This window comes from Ruegeria sp. AH12, from assembly GCF_056541465.1.
The window spans coordinates 24,626-41,007 of the sequence record NZ_JBQFYL010000013.1 but is presented as its reverse complement, the minus strand read 5'-3'; the positions used below and the strand labels follow the sequence as shown (position 1 = coordinate 41,007).

Sequence of the window (16,382 nt, the reverse complement as noted above, 5' to 3'; positions counted from 1 at the left end):
CTATTGCGCGCGCTTCTACAACGCATTTCACAGGCCCGCGTTTCGGTGGATGGAGCAGTTGTCGGGCAATCTGGTCCGGGGCTGATGGTTTTGGTCTGCGCCATGCAGGGCGATACCGAAGAGCATGCGGAAAAGCTGGCGGCAAAGATTGCCAAGCTGCGTATCTTTAAGGATGAGCTGGGTAAAATGAACCGCTCGATTCTCGATGCCGGTGGGTCCGCGTTAGTGGTTAGCCAGTTCACGCTGGCCGCAGACACCTCGCGCGGCAATCGTCCAGGCTTTGCCAACGCCGCACCTCCCGAAGATGGTGAGCGTCTGTATCTTGCCTTCGCCCGATACATGTCGTCTCACGGCATTGCCGTCGAGACCGGGCAATTCGGCGCAGATATGGCAGTTGAACTGGCCAATGACGGCCCGGTTACGATCTGGATGGAAAACTGATGACCCGCACTGAACAAGCAATCGAGTTTTGGAAGTCAGGTGTTGCGGCGGTTGATGGTTTCACAGCCACCAAGACCGCCCTGCCCGGTATCGCGCGGCCCGATCGTATCCTTGCCGTTGGAAAACCCGCCGCTGCAATGGCGCGTGCGGCATTGGATCAGTTTGGCGACGTGCCTACGCTTGTCGTCACCAAAGATGATCATGGGCGCGATCTGCCCGTGGGTGTCGAGGTGATCGAAGCCTCGCATCCTGTGCCGGATCAACGCAGCCTGAACGGTGGTCGTACCTTGCGTGAAGCGGTTGAGGCGATGGAACCAGGCTCTCATCTATTGCTGTTGGTGTCGGGGGGCGCGTCTTCACTGGCCGAAGATCTTGTGCCGGGGAAATCGCTTGAAGACCTTGCCGAATTGAACCGCCAGTTGCTGGCGGAAGGGTTGGATATCGTGGCGATGAACGCCGAACGGCGGAAGTTGTCGCGGGTCAAAGGGGGCGGGTTGCTGTCTCACTTCAACGGCGCGAGGGCCACGGTGCTGGCGATTTCGGATGTTCCCGGCGACGATTTGAATGTGATTGGGTCAGGCATCGGCGCCCTGCCCCAGACCTATGCGTTCGACGCAACCACCCGCATCATCGCCTCAAACGCCCATGCCCGGGCTGCTGCTGCAAAGGCCGCACAAACAGCGGGCGTGCAGGTATGGGCAAATGAAGAAGCCCTGCACGATGATTATCTGGCCGTTGCAGCAGATGTGGGATCGAAACTGCGCGGCATGGAATGCGGTGCAATGGTGTTTGGTGGTGAGCCCACTGTTGTTCTGCCTCCCACCCCCGGTCGCGGCGGTCGAAATCAGGCGTTGGCGCTGGCGTTGGCCAAAGAAATCGCTGGTCTGGAAGGGCTTACCGTTGTTGTGGGCGGAACGGATGGCACAGATGGTCCCACCAACGCGGCAGGCGGTGTTGTGACTGGAACGACCTGGACAGATAACGCCCAAGATGCCCTGAATGCAGCAGATAGCGGCACTTACCTAGAACAGGCCAATGCGCTGTTGGTGACCGGACCCACCGGAACAAATGTAATGGACCTCATTGTCGCAATCCGCGACTGATTTGCCGTTTCTAATGTCACTAAGCACATTTCATTCGCCATCTTGGTCTGATCGGTGCCAAGCGGCTCCGTCGGATACATGTTCGAATGGCTAAAATCAAAGAAACAAAGCGCAATGCGCCACGCGTCCAAGTGAGATATTAAATCTTGCCGGGCTGGTCCAAATGCGCCAACGTTGACTCATGCGTCAATAACAAGCCCTTGAAGGGCAATATTCACTCAACTGGGAGAGATTACAGATGAAAGAACAACTAACCCATATGGCAGGCCAGGTCACAGCGGGGAAACTGACGCGCCGTGAGTTCATGGGCAAAGCTGCCGCTCTGGGCGTGTCGGCCGCTGTCGCCAGCACGATGTTCGCCGATGCTGCGCGTGCCGCCAGCCCGAAGAAAGGTGGCGTTCTGAAATTCGGCCTTCAGGGCGGCGAATCCACCAACTCGCTTGATCCGGCCACCTATGCAAGCTCGGTTCCGTTTCAGAACGGCAAGCAGTTTGGCGACCAGTTGGTCGAAGTTGCAACGGATGGCACCATCGAACCACGCCTAGCGGAGAGCGTCGAAGGCAGCGCTGATGCGAAGGTCTGGACCTTCAAACTGCGTCAGGGCGTTGAGTTCCACAACGGCAAGACCATGACCAGCGAAGACGTGCTGAAGACCATGCAGCGCCATTCAAACGAAGATTCGCAATCCGGTGCACTGGGTATCATGCGCGGCATCGAGTCGATGAAGGCCGATGGCGACAACTTCCAAGTTACCCTGAACGAGCCGAATGCTGACCTACCCTATCTGTTGGCCGACTATCACCTGATCGTCCAACCCGATGGTGGCATGGAAGATCCGGGTGCTGGCATCGGCACCGGTCCTTATCAGGTCGAGGTCAACGAGCCCGGCGTCCGTCATACCTACAAAAAATTCGCCAACCACTGGAACTCTGATTTTGGACATTTTGACGGCGTTGAAATTGTCGTCATCAACGACGCGACTGCTCGCACTGCCGCGCTGCAATCCGGCCAGGTTCACGCGATCAACCGGGTCGAACCCAAGGTGGCCGATCTGCTAGGACGCGCACCCAACCTGACCGTGCACTCGACGGCTGGCCGTGGCCACTATGTGTTCATCATGCATTGTGACACTGCACCGTTCGATGAAAACGAACTACGCTTGGCGCTGAAGCATGCGATCAACCGTCAGGAACTGGTTGACAAAGTGCTGCGTGGCTATGGCTCAATCGGGAATGACATGCCGATTAACGCCGCGTATCCGTTGTTCGACGGCTCGATCCCGCAGCGTGAGTTCAGCATCGAAAAAGCGGCTGAGCACTACCAGAAATCCGGCCATGACGGTTCGCCCATCATCCTGCGTGTTGCTGATGGTGCCTTCCCGGGTGCGGTGGACGCCGCAGCCCTGTTCCAGCAAACGGCGGCACAGGCAGGCATCCCACTGGAGATCAAGCGCGAACCCAATGATGGCTACTGGTCCGAAGTTTGGAACGTTCAGCCGTTCTGCGCCTCTTACTGGGGTGGTCGTCCGGTTCAAGATCAGATGTATTCCACCGCCTATCTGTCAAGCGCGGACTGGAACGACACGCGCTTTAAAGTGCCCGCTTTCGACGAACTGCTGTTCTCTGCGCGCGCCGAGCTGGACAACGACAAGCGCAAGGACATCTACAGCCAGATGGGCCAGATGGTCCGCAACGAAGGCGGCCTGATCTGCCCGATGTTCAACGACTTTGTTGAAGGTGTCAGCAATGATCTGGCTGGTTGGGAAAGCGACCCGACCCAAGAGATGATGAACGGCAACATGTCCCGCAAGATGTGGTTCGCGTAACTCGGGCCACGGATCATGCATCCTATCATCAAACTGGTTTCCCAGCGCCTCGCGCTGGGACTCCTGCTTCTCTTCGGTGCATCGGCTCTGATTTTCGGCCTCACCGAAGCTCTTCCTGGGGACGCGGCACAAGCAGTCCTTGGACAATCCGCAACCCCCGAGGCGCTGGAGAACCTGCGCGAAGAAATGGGCCTGAACCGCCCGGCCTTGACCCGTTATGCCGAATGGTTGGGTGGTATTGTGCAGGGCGATCTGGGTCAGTCCCTGACCAACAAGCTCGACATTGCTGAAAGCATTGGCAAACGGTTGGGCAACACCCTGTTTCTGGCCTGTGCTGCCGCAGTCGTCTCTGTTCCTCTTGCCATCTTTCTGGGTTTGCTGGCCGTGCGTTACCGCAATCGCTGGCCGGACAAGCTGATCTCTGCCATCACGCTGACAACGGTTTCGATCCCGGAATTTCTGATCGGCTACGTGGTAATCTACTTCGTTTCCGTGAAGCTGGGTTGGTTCTCGTCTCTGGCGATGATCAACGACACAATGTCGTTCGGAGAGAAGCTGAACGCAATCGCGCTGCCCGCCTTTGTTCTGACACTGGTCGTGCTGGCGCAGATGATGCGCATGACCCGAGCGGCGATCTTGAACCTGATGCAATCCGCTTACATTGAGACGGCCGAGTTGAAGGGCCTGTCGAATTTTCAGGTCATCGCGCGCCATGCGTTCCCGAATGCAATCTCACCCATCGTCAACGTAGTGATGCTGAACCTCGCCTATCTGGTCGTCGGCGTCGTCGTAGTCGAGGTGGTGTTCGTCTATCCCGGAATGGGTCAATACCTAGTGGATTCGGTGACCAAGCGTGACGTACCGGTTGTTCTGGCTTGCGGCGTGGTTTTTGCCGCCGTCTATATCGGGCTGAACATGGTGGCTGACATCGTTTCGATCCTGGCCAACCCAAGACTGAGGCATCCGAAATGATGAAGAATATTCCTATTTCGGCAATGATCGGTCTGTTCTTTACAGGATTGTACTTTTTCATCGCCTTTGCAGCCCCGCTGATCGCCCCCTACGGCATGGCCGAAGTGGTTGGCGATGTATGGGAACCGTCCAGCGCCGAGCATCTGCTGGGCACCGACAATATCGGGCGCGATCTACTGACCCGCATGATCTATGGTGGGCGCACCACGATCTTTATCGCAGCGGCAGCCACTATTCTCAGCTTTGTCACCGGCACCTCGCTGGGCCTTTTGGCGGCGGTGCTGGGCGGATGGGCCGATCAGGTGCTCAGCCGGGCGGTTGATCTGGTCATGTCGATTCCAACGCTGATCCTGGCCCTGGTCATTCTGGCGATTGTTCCGGTGACCGTGCCGATCCTGATCCTTGTGATGGGTCTGTTGGACGCCACGCGCCCCTATCGCCTGTCACGATCTGTCGCGGTGGATATCAACGTGATGGACTATGTCGAGGCTGCCAAACTACGCGGTGAAGGCCGCGGCTGGATTATCTTCCGGGAAATCCTGCCCAACGCCCTGTCGCCGCTGGTGGCCGAATTCGGCTTGCGGTTCATCTTCATGGTTCTGTTCATCTCGACCCTGTCCTTTCTGGGACTGGGCGTGCAGCCGCCGCTGGCGGACTGGGGCGGCATCGTGAAGGAAAACAAGGACGGCATCGTCTATGGCATCGGCGCGGCTCTGTACCCCGCTGTGGCCATTGCGACACTGGCCATCTCGGTCAACCTGGTGGCTGACTGGGTCCTGAACCGCACCACATCGCTGAAAGGAGGCCGGGGATGAGTGATACCCTTCTCAAGGTCCGCGACCTCAAGATCGGCGCGACCGTCTATCCACCGGGCGAAAAGCCCGATGACATCGAAATCGTACACGGGGTCAGCTTCGACCTCGAACGCGGCAAGGTGCTGGGGCTTATAGGTGAATCTGGGGCCGGTAAATCCACCATCGGTCTGGCCTCGATGGCCTATGGCCGGGGCGGTGTGAAGATCACCGGTGGTGAGGTCTGGGTCAACGGGCGCGATATCATGAAGTCGACCCTTGGCGATATTCGCAACCTGCGGGGTGGCGAAGTCAGCTATGTCTCGCAGTCTGCCGCCGCGTCCTTTAACCCGGCCAAGAAGATCATGGATCAGGTTGTCGAGGCGGCTGTTGAGCACAAGAAGTTCAGCCGCAAAGAGGCCGAGGTCCGTGCGCGCGAACTGTTTGCCAAGCTCGGTCTGCCCGATCCGGACAACATTGGGGATCGCTATCCGCACCAAGTGTCGGGAGGTCAGTTGCAGCGGTGTATGACCGCGCTGGCGCTGTGCCCCGAACCTGATCTGGTGGTGTTTGACGAACCGACGACGGCGCTGGACGTGACCACTCAGATCGATGTTCTGATGGCGATCAAGGAAGCAATCGCAGATACTGGTGTTGCCGCGCTTTACATCACGCACGACCTTGCTGTCGTGGCGCAGGTGAGTGACGACATCATGGTGCTGCGCATGGGCAATACGGTCGAGTATGGCAACACCGATCAGATCATAAACAACCCGCAAGAGGATTATACCAAGGCTCTGGTCTCGGTCCGGTCCATCGAGCATGAAGAGAAACAGCCGACATCGGAACCGGTGCTGAGCGTCGACGGGATCACCGCGCGCTACAAGGGGTTGAATTTCGACGTGCTGCACAATGTCAATGTCGAGCTTCATCCGGGGCAGACACTGGCGGTTGTGGGTGAATCCGGCTCGGGCAAGTCTACGCTAGCCCGCGTGATCACTGGTCTGCTGCCACCGCGCGATGGTGAAATCACGTTCAATGGGCGTAAACTGTCCGCGGACCTGAAAGGCCGAACGCGTGAGGACCTACGTGAGCTGCAAATGATCTACCAGATGGCGGACGTGGCAATGAACCCGCGCCAGACCGTTGGCACGATCATCGGTCGTCCGCTGGAGTTCTACTTCAACATGCGGGGCGCGGAAAAGCGCAAGCGCGTGGTTGAACTGCTGGATGAGATCGAGCTGGGCGAGAAGTTCATCGACCGCTACCCGGCTGAGCTGTCTGGTGGTCAGAAACAGCGTGTCTGCATCGCACGCTCGCTGGCGGCAAAGCCCAAGATGATCATCTGTGATGAGGTCACCTCGGCCCTTGACCCACTTGTGGCCGACGGCATCCTGAAGCTGCTGCTGGACCTGCAAAAGATCGAGGATGTGGCTTACCTGTTCATCACCCACGATCTGGCGACGGTCCGCGCGATCAGCGATAGCATCGCAGTGATGTATCAGGGCCGCGTTGTGCGCTACGGGCCCAAGAGCCAGGTGCTGAGCCCGCCTTTCGATGACTATACCGACCTGCTGCTCAGCTCGGTGCCCGAGATGCATCTAGGCTGGCTGGAAGAGGTTGTCGCCCATCGCAAGATGGAGAGCGCCGGGAACTGAGCACTGTATAACAGTTCCATGAAGTTTCGAAATCCCGGCACCTTGCTCAATTGCAGGTGTCGGGATTTTGATATTTGGGGCGCGAATGAACGGCCCTGAAACCGCGATTCCGCTAGAGTCGGTAGAACACCAAATCAGATAGGTAGGCCGATGGACCGCAAACTTCTTTTGATCATCCTGGACGGCGTCCCATGGCGCAATTTCCGCCGCCTATTCGGCAACCTCGAAGGTTGGGTGGACAGCGGAGAGGCGCGCGTTTGGAAGCTGCGAGCTGTGCTGCCCTCAATCTCGGCCAGCTGCTACGCGTCGATCCATACGGGCGTCACACCGCAGGAACATGGATGTACCGGCAACGGAAATGTGTTCCGCCTCAGCCATAAGGATGTATTCAGCCAAGTGCGTGAGGCTGGCGGTATCACCGGGGCCGTCACGCATAGCTATTGGTCCCAGTTTTTCAACCGGCACCCGTTCGATTATGTCCGCGACGTGGAATATGATGAACCAGATAGCAAGACCATCAACCACGGCCGGTTCCACACAATGACGGGCTATGGCAAGGATAACCAAATGACGCCTTCGGACGTTGATCTGTTTGCCACTCTGACCAACCTGTGCCTGCGCTTTGGTCTGGACTACGGCATCCTGCATGCCTGCACCCTGGACAGTATGGGCCATCGGTTTTTTCACGACTGCCAGGAAATGGACCATGCCTGTTTTGTCGCCGATGAAATGCTGGCCCCTTTCATCCCCCGCTGGCGACAGTTGGGATATGAGGTCATCGTAACCGCCGATCACGGACAGGACGAACGCGGCCATCACGGTGGGCGGGGCGCTTTGCAGCAGGAAACGGCGCTGTATTATTTTGGCGATGCCGACGGCCCGCGGGCCGATGCGGTGATTGACCAGTTGCAACTGGCCCCCACAATCCTGACCCGGATGGGCGCACCGATTGCGGACACAATGAAGGGCGAACCATTCCTGAAATGATCAGGGCCTAACCATAGGGCCAAATGCCCTGTCCCAATGCTTCGATGGCCACGGAGATACGTTCGAAACTGTCAGCTGCGCGTTTCACGCTGTTGCGTGCGCGCAGATAGCCGTGCACCAGACCCGCTTCGTTGATCCAATAGGCCTTACCTCCTGCCTCGGCTATCCGCTCGCAGTACGCAGACCCATCATCGCGCAACGGATCGCAATCCGCAGTGATCACTACAGTTGGAGGCAGGCCCGAGAAATCGGTATCGTTTAGCGGTGCAAAGGTCGGATCACTTTCGGGCGCGGCCCCGCCACACCGGACCTTTTCATAGAACAGGATCTCGTCGCGCGTCAGCAGCGGCGCCTGCGCATGCTCCAAATAAGACCCGGCAGAGCTGTCTCCGCCCAAGCCCGGATAGATCAGAACTTGCCCCAACACCTCAGCTGGTCGGCCCCTCATATGATGGGCAACTGCCGCAGCCAGATTGCCACCGGCACTGTCACCCGCCAACACAATGGGAACGCCGTATTCTGAAACCGCCCATTCAACTGCTGCCACACTATCCTGAAACTGCGCGGGATGCACATGTTCTGGGCATAGCCGGTAGTCCACTGAAACAACGCGATACCCAGTTTGGGCGCAGATTTCTGCACAGACGTCATCATGGCTGTCGAGCCCGCCCACGACAAAGCCACCGCCATGAAAATAGAGGACCACGCGGGTCGGATCGCCCGCTGTATAAACGCGGACCGGCACGCCATTGGCGGACCGGTCCTGTGTTTCAACTCCATTCGGGCGCGGCTGGCGAAAGGTCTGACACATCGCATCATAGACCTTGCGTTGATCTTCGATCGACAGATCAACCGCGTTGTCGGGATAGTTTTCTGCCGTGCGTCTTATGAACGCCCATGTTTCTTCATCGATCAGACGTTCATAATCCATGTTACCTCCCGGTCAGGCAGCCCACTCCCACGGCCGGGTGAACGATCCCAGCACCTTGCTGACATCGTCTTCGGATGAACCGTTCGCGTCAAGCTGCGCAACAAGGCCGCGCTTCTTGTCATCAATGACCGAAACCACCCGAGCGGCCACTCCAGCCTCTTCCAACGCACCATTATAGACCCGCGTGATCGCGTTTTTGCGGAGGTCCGGCTTGAATACTTTGCCAACCGCTGTTTTCGGCAGTTCCGGAAGGATGGTCATATGTTTGGGCTGTGCTGCACGTTCGTGTACGTGGACCTTACAGAACTCCAACAATGCCTCTTCGGTGACCGAAGCGCCATCGACCAGTTCGACAAAAGCACAGGGCAATTCACCTGAATGAGCATCGGGCTGCCCGATAGCTCCGGCAAAGGCCACGGCCTCGTGCCCCAACAGGGCTTCTTCGATTTCAGCCGGATCAATGTTGTGTCCGCCACGAATGATCAAATCCTTCGCGCGTCCAGTGATCCATAGATACCCGTCTTCGTCAAAACGACCCAGATCACCTGTGCGCAGGTATTTTTCGAAGTGATACAGGTTCTCGTTCTTATCGACCTCGGTATAGGTGTGACCCGGAAAGACACCAGGGTTCGAGATGCAGATCTCTCCGATTTCGTCAGCGGCGCATTCCTTGGGACCTTCTGGTCCATCCATCAGGATTTTGACATCCGTGTATGGGAACGGGATGCCGATAGACCCAATCTTTTTCTCACCATCAACCGGGTTGCACGAGACCAGGCAGGTCGCTTCGGTCAGGCCATAGCCTTCGACGATCGTCACACCGGTTGCTTCTTCGAAACGGCGGAACAGTTCAACCGGCAGCGGCGCCGACCCCGAGAAGGCGGTTTTTACGCTGGAGATATCCGCATCCACCGGGCGTTGCATTTTCGCAGAAATCGCTGTGGGCACGGTGATGATAAAGCTGACTTTCCAGCGTTCGATAAGCTTCCAGAAATTGTCGAAAACACCATCGCCGCGATACCCTTGCGGTGTCGGGAAGATCACATGCGCCCCGGATGAGACCGCTGCCATCATGATCACATGTACTGCGAAGACGTGGAACATCGGCAGTGGGCACATGATGACGTCATTTTCATCAAACAGCAGCGTATGCCCAAGCCAGCCGTTATAGATCAGGCCCGAATATTTATGCTGCGCCACTTTTGGCATTCCGGTCGTGCCACCAGTATGGAAATAGCAGGCGACGCGATCTTCGGTGCTGTCTGCAAAAGTCAGCGTCTTGGGCTGTTTCGCCAGTTCTTTGTTGAAATTCTTGTAATCCGCATGGGCCAGCTTTTCCTTGTCGCCCATTTTAGGGCGCAGCAGCGGAACGATCCATGATTTCGGAGGGGTCAGATAGCGGTTCAGGTCAATCTCAAGGATCGTATGCACCTTCGGCGAATGGCGCACGGCCTCTTCCACCTTTTGCGCCACATCCGTCTTTGGGAAGGAACGCAGGGTCACCACAACCTTGGCTTCGGTTTCCCGCAAGATCGCGGCGATCTGTTCGGGCTCCAACAGTGGGTTGATCGGATTCACGATCCCTGCAACCGCGCCACCCATCATGGTGACCAAAGTCTCATTACAGTTGGGCAACACATAAGCAACGACATCGTTTTCGCCCACGCCAAGCGAGCGGAACAAGTTCGCCGCCTGATTGACCTGCCCCAGCAAATCAGACCATGTCAGCGTTTCGGCCTTGTCTGTCGGACCGGAAAACAATTGGAAACTGATCGCGTTATGATTGGGAAACTTCTCTGCTGTCCGAGACAACAGTTGATGGAAGGTGACCGGCAGATCACGATCCTCCCACGCCATTTCCTGTTCGATACGCAGTTTGTCTTCACGCCCTACAAAGGCCATGTGGCTCCTCCCCGTCTTGTATTCTCCCACGTGTCTCACGCGGTTTTGATCCTCACATAGATGGGATCACAACCCGGCTGACACAAGCAAGGGCTTAGCGGTGGAAAACTTGAAAATGTAGAATAACGCTACGGCGGAAGCTGATCTGTCCCTACGTCACCCTATTCTGCGGCCACCCCATCGGTGAATTGCAGACGCGCCAAGCGGGCATAAAGCCCATCTTGCGCCACCAGATCGTCATGCGTGCCCTGCGCAACAATGCGCCCCGCTTCCATGACGACAATCCGATCCGCCTTCTTCACCGTGGCCAAACGATGCGCCACAATAAGGGTCGTGCGGCCCGCGCGCATCTGATCAACCGCCCCCTGCACCGCCCGTTCGCTTTCCGCATCCAGGGCCGAGGTCGCCTCGTCCAGCAGCAACACCGGCGCATCCCGCAGAATGGCTCGGGCGATGGCGATGCGTTGTTTTTGCCCCCCCGACAGCATCACGCCCCGCTCGCCTACAAAACTGTCATAGCCTTCGGGCAGTGCCATAATGAACTCATGCGCAGCGGCGGCACGCGCGGCAGCTTCGACCTCGGAATCCGAGGCATCAAGACGGCCAAACCGGATGTTCTCGCGCGCTGAGGCGGCAAAGATCACCGGGTCCTGCGGGACAAGGGCAATATGGCGGCGGAAATCCGTCCGATCCAAACTGGTCAGGTCTTCCCCATCCAGCAGAACACACCCGGAGTTCGGGTCATAGAATCGCTGGATCATCTGAATAACCGTCGTCTTGCCAGCCCCGGAAGGGCCAACAAAGGCAACGGTTTCGCCGGGTTTCACCTGCAGGGACAGGCTATCAAGCGCTACCACATCGGGCCGCGCAGGATAGCGGAAACTGACATCCTGAAACCGGATTTCACCGCGAACCGGTTGTGACAGCACGTTGGCCTGAACAGGATCAAGGACCGTATCTTCGGCGTTAAGCAACTCAACCAGCCGCTCGGTTGCGCCGGCAGCGCGTTGCAACTCGCTCCAGATTTCGGACAGCGCGGCGACTGATCCTGCCATGATCACCGAATAGATCACGAACTGGATCAGCACCCCTTCTGTCATCACCCCGTTGCGGACATCATTGGCCCCCATCCAAAGCACGCCGACGATACCCGAGAACACCAGAAAAATGACGATCACGGTCAGGATCGCACGGGTTTGAATGCGGCGCAGCGAGACGATATAGGAGGTTTCCGTCATCTCACCAAACTGCTCTCGGCTCGCCCGTTCGTGGGTAAAGGCCTGAACCGTTTGCACCGCGCCCAACGCCTCACCCGCATTACCAGAGGACGCCGCGATCCAATCCTGATTTTCACGGCTAATGGCGCGCAAGCGACGGCCCAGAACCAGAATCGGTACGATCACCACAGGAATCAACAACAGGACAAGCGCTGTCAGCTTTGCCGATGTCAGCAGCATCAGCGCCAAACCACCCACAAACATCAACATATTGCGCAGAGCGATCGAAACGGATGAGCCCAAAACCGATTGGATCAAGGTTGTGTCCGTCGTGATCCGGCTGAGCACCTCGCCGGTCATGATACGCTCATAAAACGCGGGGCTCATGCCAATGACCCGGTCAAACACCGCCTTGCGGATATCGGCCACCACGCGTTCGCCCAACCGCGTGACCAGCGCATACCGAATGCCTGTGCCTACCGCCAAAACACCAGCGATGCCCAGCGCCGCAAGGAAGTACCAATCCAGCAGTTCCCCATCCTGGATGCGGAAATTATCGACCACGCGCCGCACAGCCAATGGCAATGTCAACGTCATCCCTGCGGTCAGACACAATGCAAGCGTTGCACCAAACATCAGCGCACCGTAAGGGCGCATGAAGGGCCAAAGCGCCCTTAGAACACTCAGCTTTTTCGAGGTGGCACGCTCTTCACTAGCCCCCTGAGGTGATGATGGTGTCTGACCGGTCGCAGTCTGTCTTGCCATGTCGGGCCTGTGTTTCCTGATCAATTCCGTGTTGCTGCTTCTTGGCGCTAGAGGCAACCGCGGTCAAGCTCACGCGCTGAAATTGCCCGTGCCTCAGGGCCATTTGACGCAGAAATCGCGGGGGATACAACTGGGGCGGGTAGACGGAATCGAACCGAGATAGCCTGTTTGGAAGACAAGCGTTTCGATTGAATTTTTTTCAAAAAATCAAATGGTTGCAGGATTTATTTCCTAAGTTTTGCAGGTCTTGTGTCGGAAAATAAACCTTGGAGCGGGCGGCGGGAATCGAACCCGCGTCATTAGCTTGGAAGGCTAAGGTCTTACCACTACACAACGCCCGCTCAAGTACAGCATCACCTATTTCATGTGAATTTGGAGGTCAAGTGGAACCACGCAAGAGTCTACAAACAATCTGTATTGCGTCTCATCATATTTGTTTTTATCAGAACCCAACAGCTGACTGGACAGTAGTGGTTCGATGGTTCGACGAGAGGGCGCCTGAACGAGGGCAGCGCGGCCTCGCGCTATCCTAGGCGTGAAACCAAGAGACGCTCACACATCCATTGTTGGTTTCCTCTAACGAACGATCTTGAATTGTTTAAGGGACCATCTATGCGAAAGAAGTTCCGCGAGCAGTTGAATCGCCGAAAACATCAGTCGATGATTCTAAGAAAAAAGAACACATGTCTCAAATTGATCTAAACCAATCTGCGCGGCAACTCCGTTACCTTTTCACGTTGTTTGCAGCACTTGGCCTGCAATCGCAAGGAGCATGGGCAAGTTATGACTTCTCGGTACAACCAGCGCTAAACCGGTCTCTGTATTGCGATGAAATGTGTCACATTCTTCCCATCATCCAAAACCGGGCGCAACTCACATTCATGGACAAAACGTTCACCATTTTTCCGATAATTTGTGATGCGGACTGTTCCAGATTGGCCGTTTTTTATTAGGTTTCTGAAGTGGTTAATCGCTTCGGGCTCGGTATCAGGGCCTTGCAGTAGCCCGAGACTACGCCCCGCAACGTCTTCAAGCCGATAGCCGGTATGGGATTCAAAGGCGTCGGACACGTATATAACAGGAACGCCCGGTTGAGCGAGGCAAACAACCGCTGAATGCGAACCGATGGCTTCGCTTGCACCTTCTTCTCCGCGATCCTTCACAAACCGATTAAAGTCACTTTGTTCCATCGAGTCCCCTATTTCTGTTCGGCAGAGACAATCGCTTCAACCAATTGTACCAACCTCAACTTTTCGTTCACGTCTGAGAGTTTCACGAATGAACTAACCAAACGGGCCAGCAAATCTGCCTCGACAGGAATTTCTGCCGTTGGGCTCGGCATGTTGGTCGAGCTTTCAGATTGTGGGAGAAGAGATTCAATAGGGACTTGATAAAATGCGGCAAGCTTCATCAGGTATGGCAAGCTGCACTTGCTTTGTGCATCTTCATACTTTTGATACTGTTGAGGGCTGATTTCCAGGAGGCGCGCGACTTCCGCTTGTGTCATACGCTTTTCAGACCGCAATCCGCGCAGTCTTTGCCCGACATGCCCATAGACATCTTCGGATGAAAGAGCCTCTTTCAGAAATACGACTTCCTTTGCGCTCATCGGACCCGCCTTTTGTATGATTTAGAGATATCAATGTGACGACTATTTACCAAGCCTGCGCGGTACGAACAATCTGTCAGAGAGTTTTTCGCGCAACTATGTCGTGGTTCCAATCTTCCTTTTGAATTTTCCCAAAACATGGGCGCACTGCACGCTTGTTCTAAATTTGGATGATAAAATCCTCTCTTTGAGAGATATTTTCTTAAATTTGACCGCTATCTAACATTTTCTCGCCTGATTTGGAGCTCAATCATCTTCTGTGAGCAAAGAGTTTCGTATTGTGAGGAAGACCATGGTTGATGACGCACGGCAACAGGATTACCACACGGCCGGGGACGAACTTCAGCCCGGTACCGAGTTGATGCGGGGTCAATACAAGATCACGCAATATTTGAATTCCGGCGGGTTTGGCATCACCTATCTGGCAACAGACAGTCTGGATCGACAGATCGTCATCAAAGAGTGTTTTCCCCAGTCGTTTTGCCGCCGCAACGGGCGCCAGATTGAGGCCCGGTCCGAGGCCTATGTCGGTGAGCTTCGCTCAATTGTTCGGCTCTTCTCGCAAGAAGCAAGAGCGCTGGCGAAACTCAAACACCCTTATATCGTTGGCGTGCACCAAGTCTTTGAAGAGAACAATACCGCCTATATGGCGATCGATTTCGTTAAGGGCCACGATCTGCTTGCCATTATTGAACAGAAGGTCATGCTTTTGCGGCCAGATCAGGTTCGCGCGATCCTTCGTAAATTGCTGGATGCAATCGGATTTGTGCACACTGCCGGAATGCTTCACCGGGATATCTCTCCCGACAACATCATCGTAACCGATGAGCTGACCCCAGTGCTGATCGATTTTGGCGCAGCACGGGATCAGGCCACCAAAGCCACACGCGCGCTATCGGCGCTGCGCGTAGTCAAGGACGGGTATTCACCCCAAGAGTTTTATATCGCTGGCAGTGAACAGGACCCTAGCAGTGACCTTTATTCACTGGCGGCAAGCTTCTATCATGCGATCACAGGACAGCGCCCACCGGACAGCCAGGTTCGGATCGCGGCGCATGTGGCCAAAGAACCGGATTCCTATATCCCGCTTGGCAAGCTGACCTCGGACTATGATGAGGCATTTTGCGCCGCGATCGACAAAGCCATGGCCATTCTGCCCAAAGACCGGATGAAAACGTCAGCGGAGTGGTCTCTGCTGATGGAAGCTCCGGTCAAAACGATCTCAAGCCGCGTTTCCAAGCAATTGAAATCTGCGCGCCGCAAATCCACCCGTCCTGCAAGCCAAGCGACTACAAGTCCGGTCAAGCCGGTCAGAAGCGCATCAAAGCTGGTTGCGCGTGCATCGGCGATTGCGATTGCAGCCGGTATCGTTGGGGGATCGGCCTATCTTCTATTGAATCAGGATCAGGTTGAAATCGGCACTGCCTCGACAAAGGCAGCTCCGGTATCTCAGCAAGAATTGGCTTCAGTAGAGTCATTCGATCAGGTTCTGCCGCCCGTCGCGCCAGGTTCAACTACGGCACCCACAGCGACTGTGCCCGTCGAGCAGCCCGCTGTTGTTCCGGGAAATACCCCAGCAACAAAGGTGGCAGTTGACCCAATCCTGCAGGACTTTATTCATTCCTATGCGGATGGAGAGGTGGAAGCGTCCTGGAAACTGGATCTGCCGTTTCGTCTGGATCAAGAAAACTTCGTTCTTAAAGTAACGCAGAGCCTGGAAAATCGACTGCCGATAGGTAGCCGTATTTTGGAAGTTGAGGGCACGCCGGTCACCGACCTTGATCTCCAGCTCAGAACACTGGCCAGGCAAAGTGATGGGATGCAGATCAATTTCCGCGTTGTCGCTGAAGTTCCCGAAACGGGTGCCCGCCTTTATACACAGGTATCCGCGCCGATCATCTATTTGACCGACCTCATGAATGGGTTTCGTTTTCAAACCCAATTTGACGGCTCTGTCTGGCTGACTCAGGTCATTAACGTGCCACCGGGCGCCGACAGCGGCCTTATGGCCGGCGACACGGTGGTGGCCATGGTGGGTGACAATGAACGTATCTCGGACGGTGCCACAATGGCGCGATTGCTGGCTCAGAAAATCACCTCCGGTCAGGATCAGGTGCGTCTGGCGATCAGTCGTGCAGGCACAATGTGGGTCGAAAGCATCGAGACAGGAGCCTGACAATG

General features: G+C 56.2%; 13 protein-coding genes and 1 tRNA gene. 8 read left to right on the top strand and 6 right to left on the bottom strand.

Annotated features, from left to right (window positions below; translation table 11 throughout):
• The first annotated feature begins 3 nt into the window (after positions 1-3).
• The 7 genes from dtd (at position 4) to ACR0EL_RS16705 (ending at position 7,777) form a co-directional block, all read left to right on the top strand.
• The gene (gene dtd, locus ACR0EL_RS16735) at positions 4-441 is read left to right on the top strand and encodes a D-aminoacyl-tRNA deacylase (RefSeq protein ID WP_480501216.1); all 438 of its coding nucleotides are present in this window, start codon (positions 4-6) and stop codon (positions 439-441) included.
• Positions 441-1,544: a DUF4147 domain-containing protein gene (locus ACR0EL_RS16730; RefSeq protein WP_480501215.1), complete on the top strand. Its 1,104-nt coding sequence runs from the start codon at positions 441-443 to the stop codon at positions 1,542-1,544. Before dtd ends, ACR0EL_RS16730 begins: the two co-directional genes overlap by 1 nt.
• Before the next feature lie 238 nt (positions 1,545-1,782).
• Positions 1,783-3,369: an ABC transporter substrate-binding protein gene (locus ACR0EL_RS16725; RefSeq protein WP_353011531.1), complete on the top strand. Its 1,587-nt coding sequence runs from the start codon at positions 1,783-1,785 to the stop codon at positions 3,367-3,369.
• Positions 3,370-3,384: 15 nt separating this feature from the next.
• The gene (locus tag ACR0EL_RS16720) at positions 3,385-4,341 is read left to right on the top strand and encodes an ABC transporter permease (RefSeq protein WP_353011533.1); all 957 of its coding nucleotides are present in this window, start codon (positions 3,385-3,387) and stop codon (positions 4,339-4,341) included.
• Positions 4,341-5,156, top strand: coding sequence for an ABC transporter permease (locus tag ACR0EL_RS16715; protein WP_480501286.1), 816 nt, complete (start codon positions 4,341-4,343; stop codon positions 5,154-5,156). The genes ACR0EL_RS16720 and ACR0EL_RS16715 overlap by 1 nt, the downstream gene beginning before the upstream one ends.
• Entirely contained in the window at positions 5,153-6,790 is a 1,638-nt protein-coding gene (locus ACR0EL_RS16710) for an ABC transporter ATP-binding protein (protein WP_480501214.1), read from the top strand. Before ACR0EL_RS16715 ends, ACR0EL_RS16710 begins: the two co-directional genes overlap by 4 nt.
• A gap of 150 nt (positions 6,791-6,940) precedes the next feature.
• On the top strand, positions 6,941-7,777 hold the full coding sequence (locus ACR0EL_RS16705) for an alkaline phosphatase family protein (RefSeq protein ID WP_480501213.1): 837 nt from the start codon (positions 6,941-6,943) through the stop codon (positions 7,775-7,777).
• 7 nt (positions 7,778-7,784) lie between these two features.
• Here ACR0EL_RS16705 and ACR0EL_RS16700 read toward each other — a convergent pair whose 3' ends face one another.
• The 6 genes from ACR0EL_RS16700 to ACR0EL_RS16675 all read right to left on the bottom strand — a co-directional run bounded on the left by ACR0EL_RS16700 (position 7,785) and on the right by ACR0EL_RS16675 (position 14,201).
• Positions 7,785-8,708 carry an alpha/beta hydrolase gene (locus ACR0EL_RS16700; protein ID WP_480501212.1) on the bottom strand — a complete coding sequence of 308 codons (924 nt, stop codon included), beginning with the start codon at positions 8,706-8,708 and terminating at the stop codon, positions 7,785-7,787.
• 12 nt (positions 8,709-8,720) lie between these two features.
• Positions 8,721-10,610: an acyl-CoA synthetase gene (locus ACR0EL_RS16695; RefSeq protein WP_480501211.1), complete on the bottom strand. Its 1,890-nt coding sequence runs from the start codon at positions 10,608-10,610 to the stop codon at positions 8,721-8,723.
• Between the two features lie 161 nt (positions 10,611-10,771).
• Positions 10,772-12,592, bottom strand: a complete 1,821-nt coding sequence (locus ACR0EL_RS16690) for an ABC transporter transmembrane domain-containing protein (protein ID WP_480501210.1) — start codon at positions 12,590-12,592, stop codon at positions 10,772-10,774.
• 267 nt (positions 12,593-12,859) lie between these two features.
• Positions 12,860-12,933, bottom strand: a tRNA-Gly gene (locus tag ACR0EL_RS16685).
• Positions 12,934-13,398: 465 nt separating this feature from the next.
• Positions 13,399-13,782, bottom strand: a complete 384-nt coding sequence (locus tag ACR0EL_RS16680; RefSeq protein ID WP_480501209.1) for a PAS domain-containing protein — start codon at positions 13,780-13,782, stop codon at positions 13,399-13,401.
• 8 nt (positions 13,783-13,790) lie between these two features.
• Positions 13,791-14,201, bottom strand: a complete 411-nt coding sequence (locus ACR0EL_RS16675) for a helix-turn-helix domain-containing protein (protein WP_480501208.1) — start codon at positions 14,199-14,201, stop codon at positions 13,791-13,793.
• A 292-nt stretch (positions 14,202-14,493) separates the two neighbouring features.
• Here ACR0EL_RS16675 and ACR0EL_RS16670 point away from each other — a divergent pair, with 292 nt between their 5' ends.
• Positions 14,494-16,377 (top strand): serine/threonine-protein kinase, encoded by a 1,884-nt coding sequence (locus tag ACR0EL_RS16670; protein WP_480501207.1) that lies wholly within the window; start codon positions 14,494-14,496, stop codon positions 16,375-16,377.
• Positions 16,378-16,382 lie beyond the last annotated feature (5 nt).

Coding starts and splice junctions, on each gene's coding strand:
- ACR0EL_RS16730 (WP_480501215.1), top strand. CDS start 441: ATGACCCGCACTGAACAAGCAATCGAGTTTTGGAAGTCAGGTGTTGCG.
- ACR0EL_RS16725 (WP_353011531.1), top strand. CDS start 1,783: ATGAAAGAACAACTAACCCATATGGCAGGCCAGGTCACAGCGGGGAAA.
- ACR0EL_RS16720 (WP_353011533.1), top strand. CDS start 3,385: ATGCATCCTATCATCAAACTGGTTTCCCAGCGCCTCGCGCTGGGACTC.
- ACR0EL_RS16715 (WP_480501286.1), top strand. CDS start 4,341: ATGAAGAATATTCCTATTTCGGCAATGATCGGTCTGTTCTTTACAGGA.
- ACR0EL_RS16710 (WP_480501214.1), top strand. CDS start 5,153: ATGAGTGATACCCTTCTCAAGGTCCGCGACCTCAAGATCGGCGCGACC.
- ACR0EL_RS16705 (WP_480501213.1), top strand. CDS start 6,941: ATGGACCGCAAACTTCTTTTGATCATCCTGGACGGCGTCCCATGGCGC.
- ACR0EL_RS16700 (WP_480501212.1), bottom strand. CDS start 8,708: ATGGATTATGAACGTCTGATCGATGAAGAAACATGGGCGTTCATAAGA.
- ACR0EL_RS16695 (WP_480501211.1), bottom strand. CDS start 10,610: ATGGCCTTTGTAGGGCGTGAAGACAAACTGCGTATCGAACAGGAAATG.
- ACR0EL_RS16690 (WP_480501210.1), bottom strand. CDS start 12,592: ATGGCAAGACAGACTGCGACCGGTCAGACACCATCATCACCTCAGGGG.
- ACR0EL_RS16680 (WP_480501209.1), bottom strand. CDS start 13,782: ATGGAACAAAGTGACTTTAATCGGTTTGTGAAGGATCGCGGAGAAGAA.
- ACR0EL_RS16675 (WP_480501208.1), bottom strand. CDS start 14,201: ATGAGCGCAAAGGAAGTCGTATTTCTGAAAGAGGCTCTTTCATCCGAA.
- ACR0EL_RS16670 (WP_480501207.1), top strand. CDS start 14,494: ATGGTTGATGACGCACGGCAACAGGATTACCACACGGCCGGGGACGAA.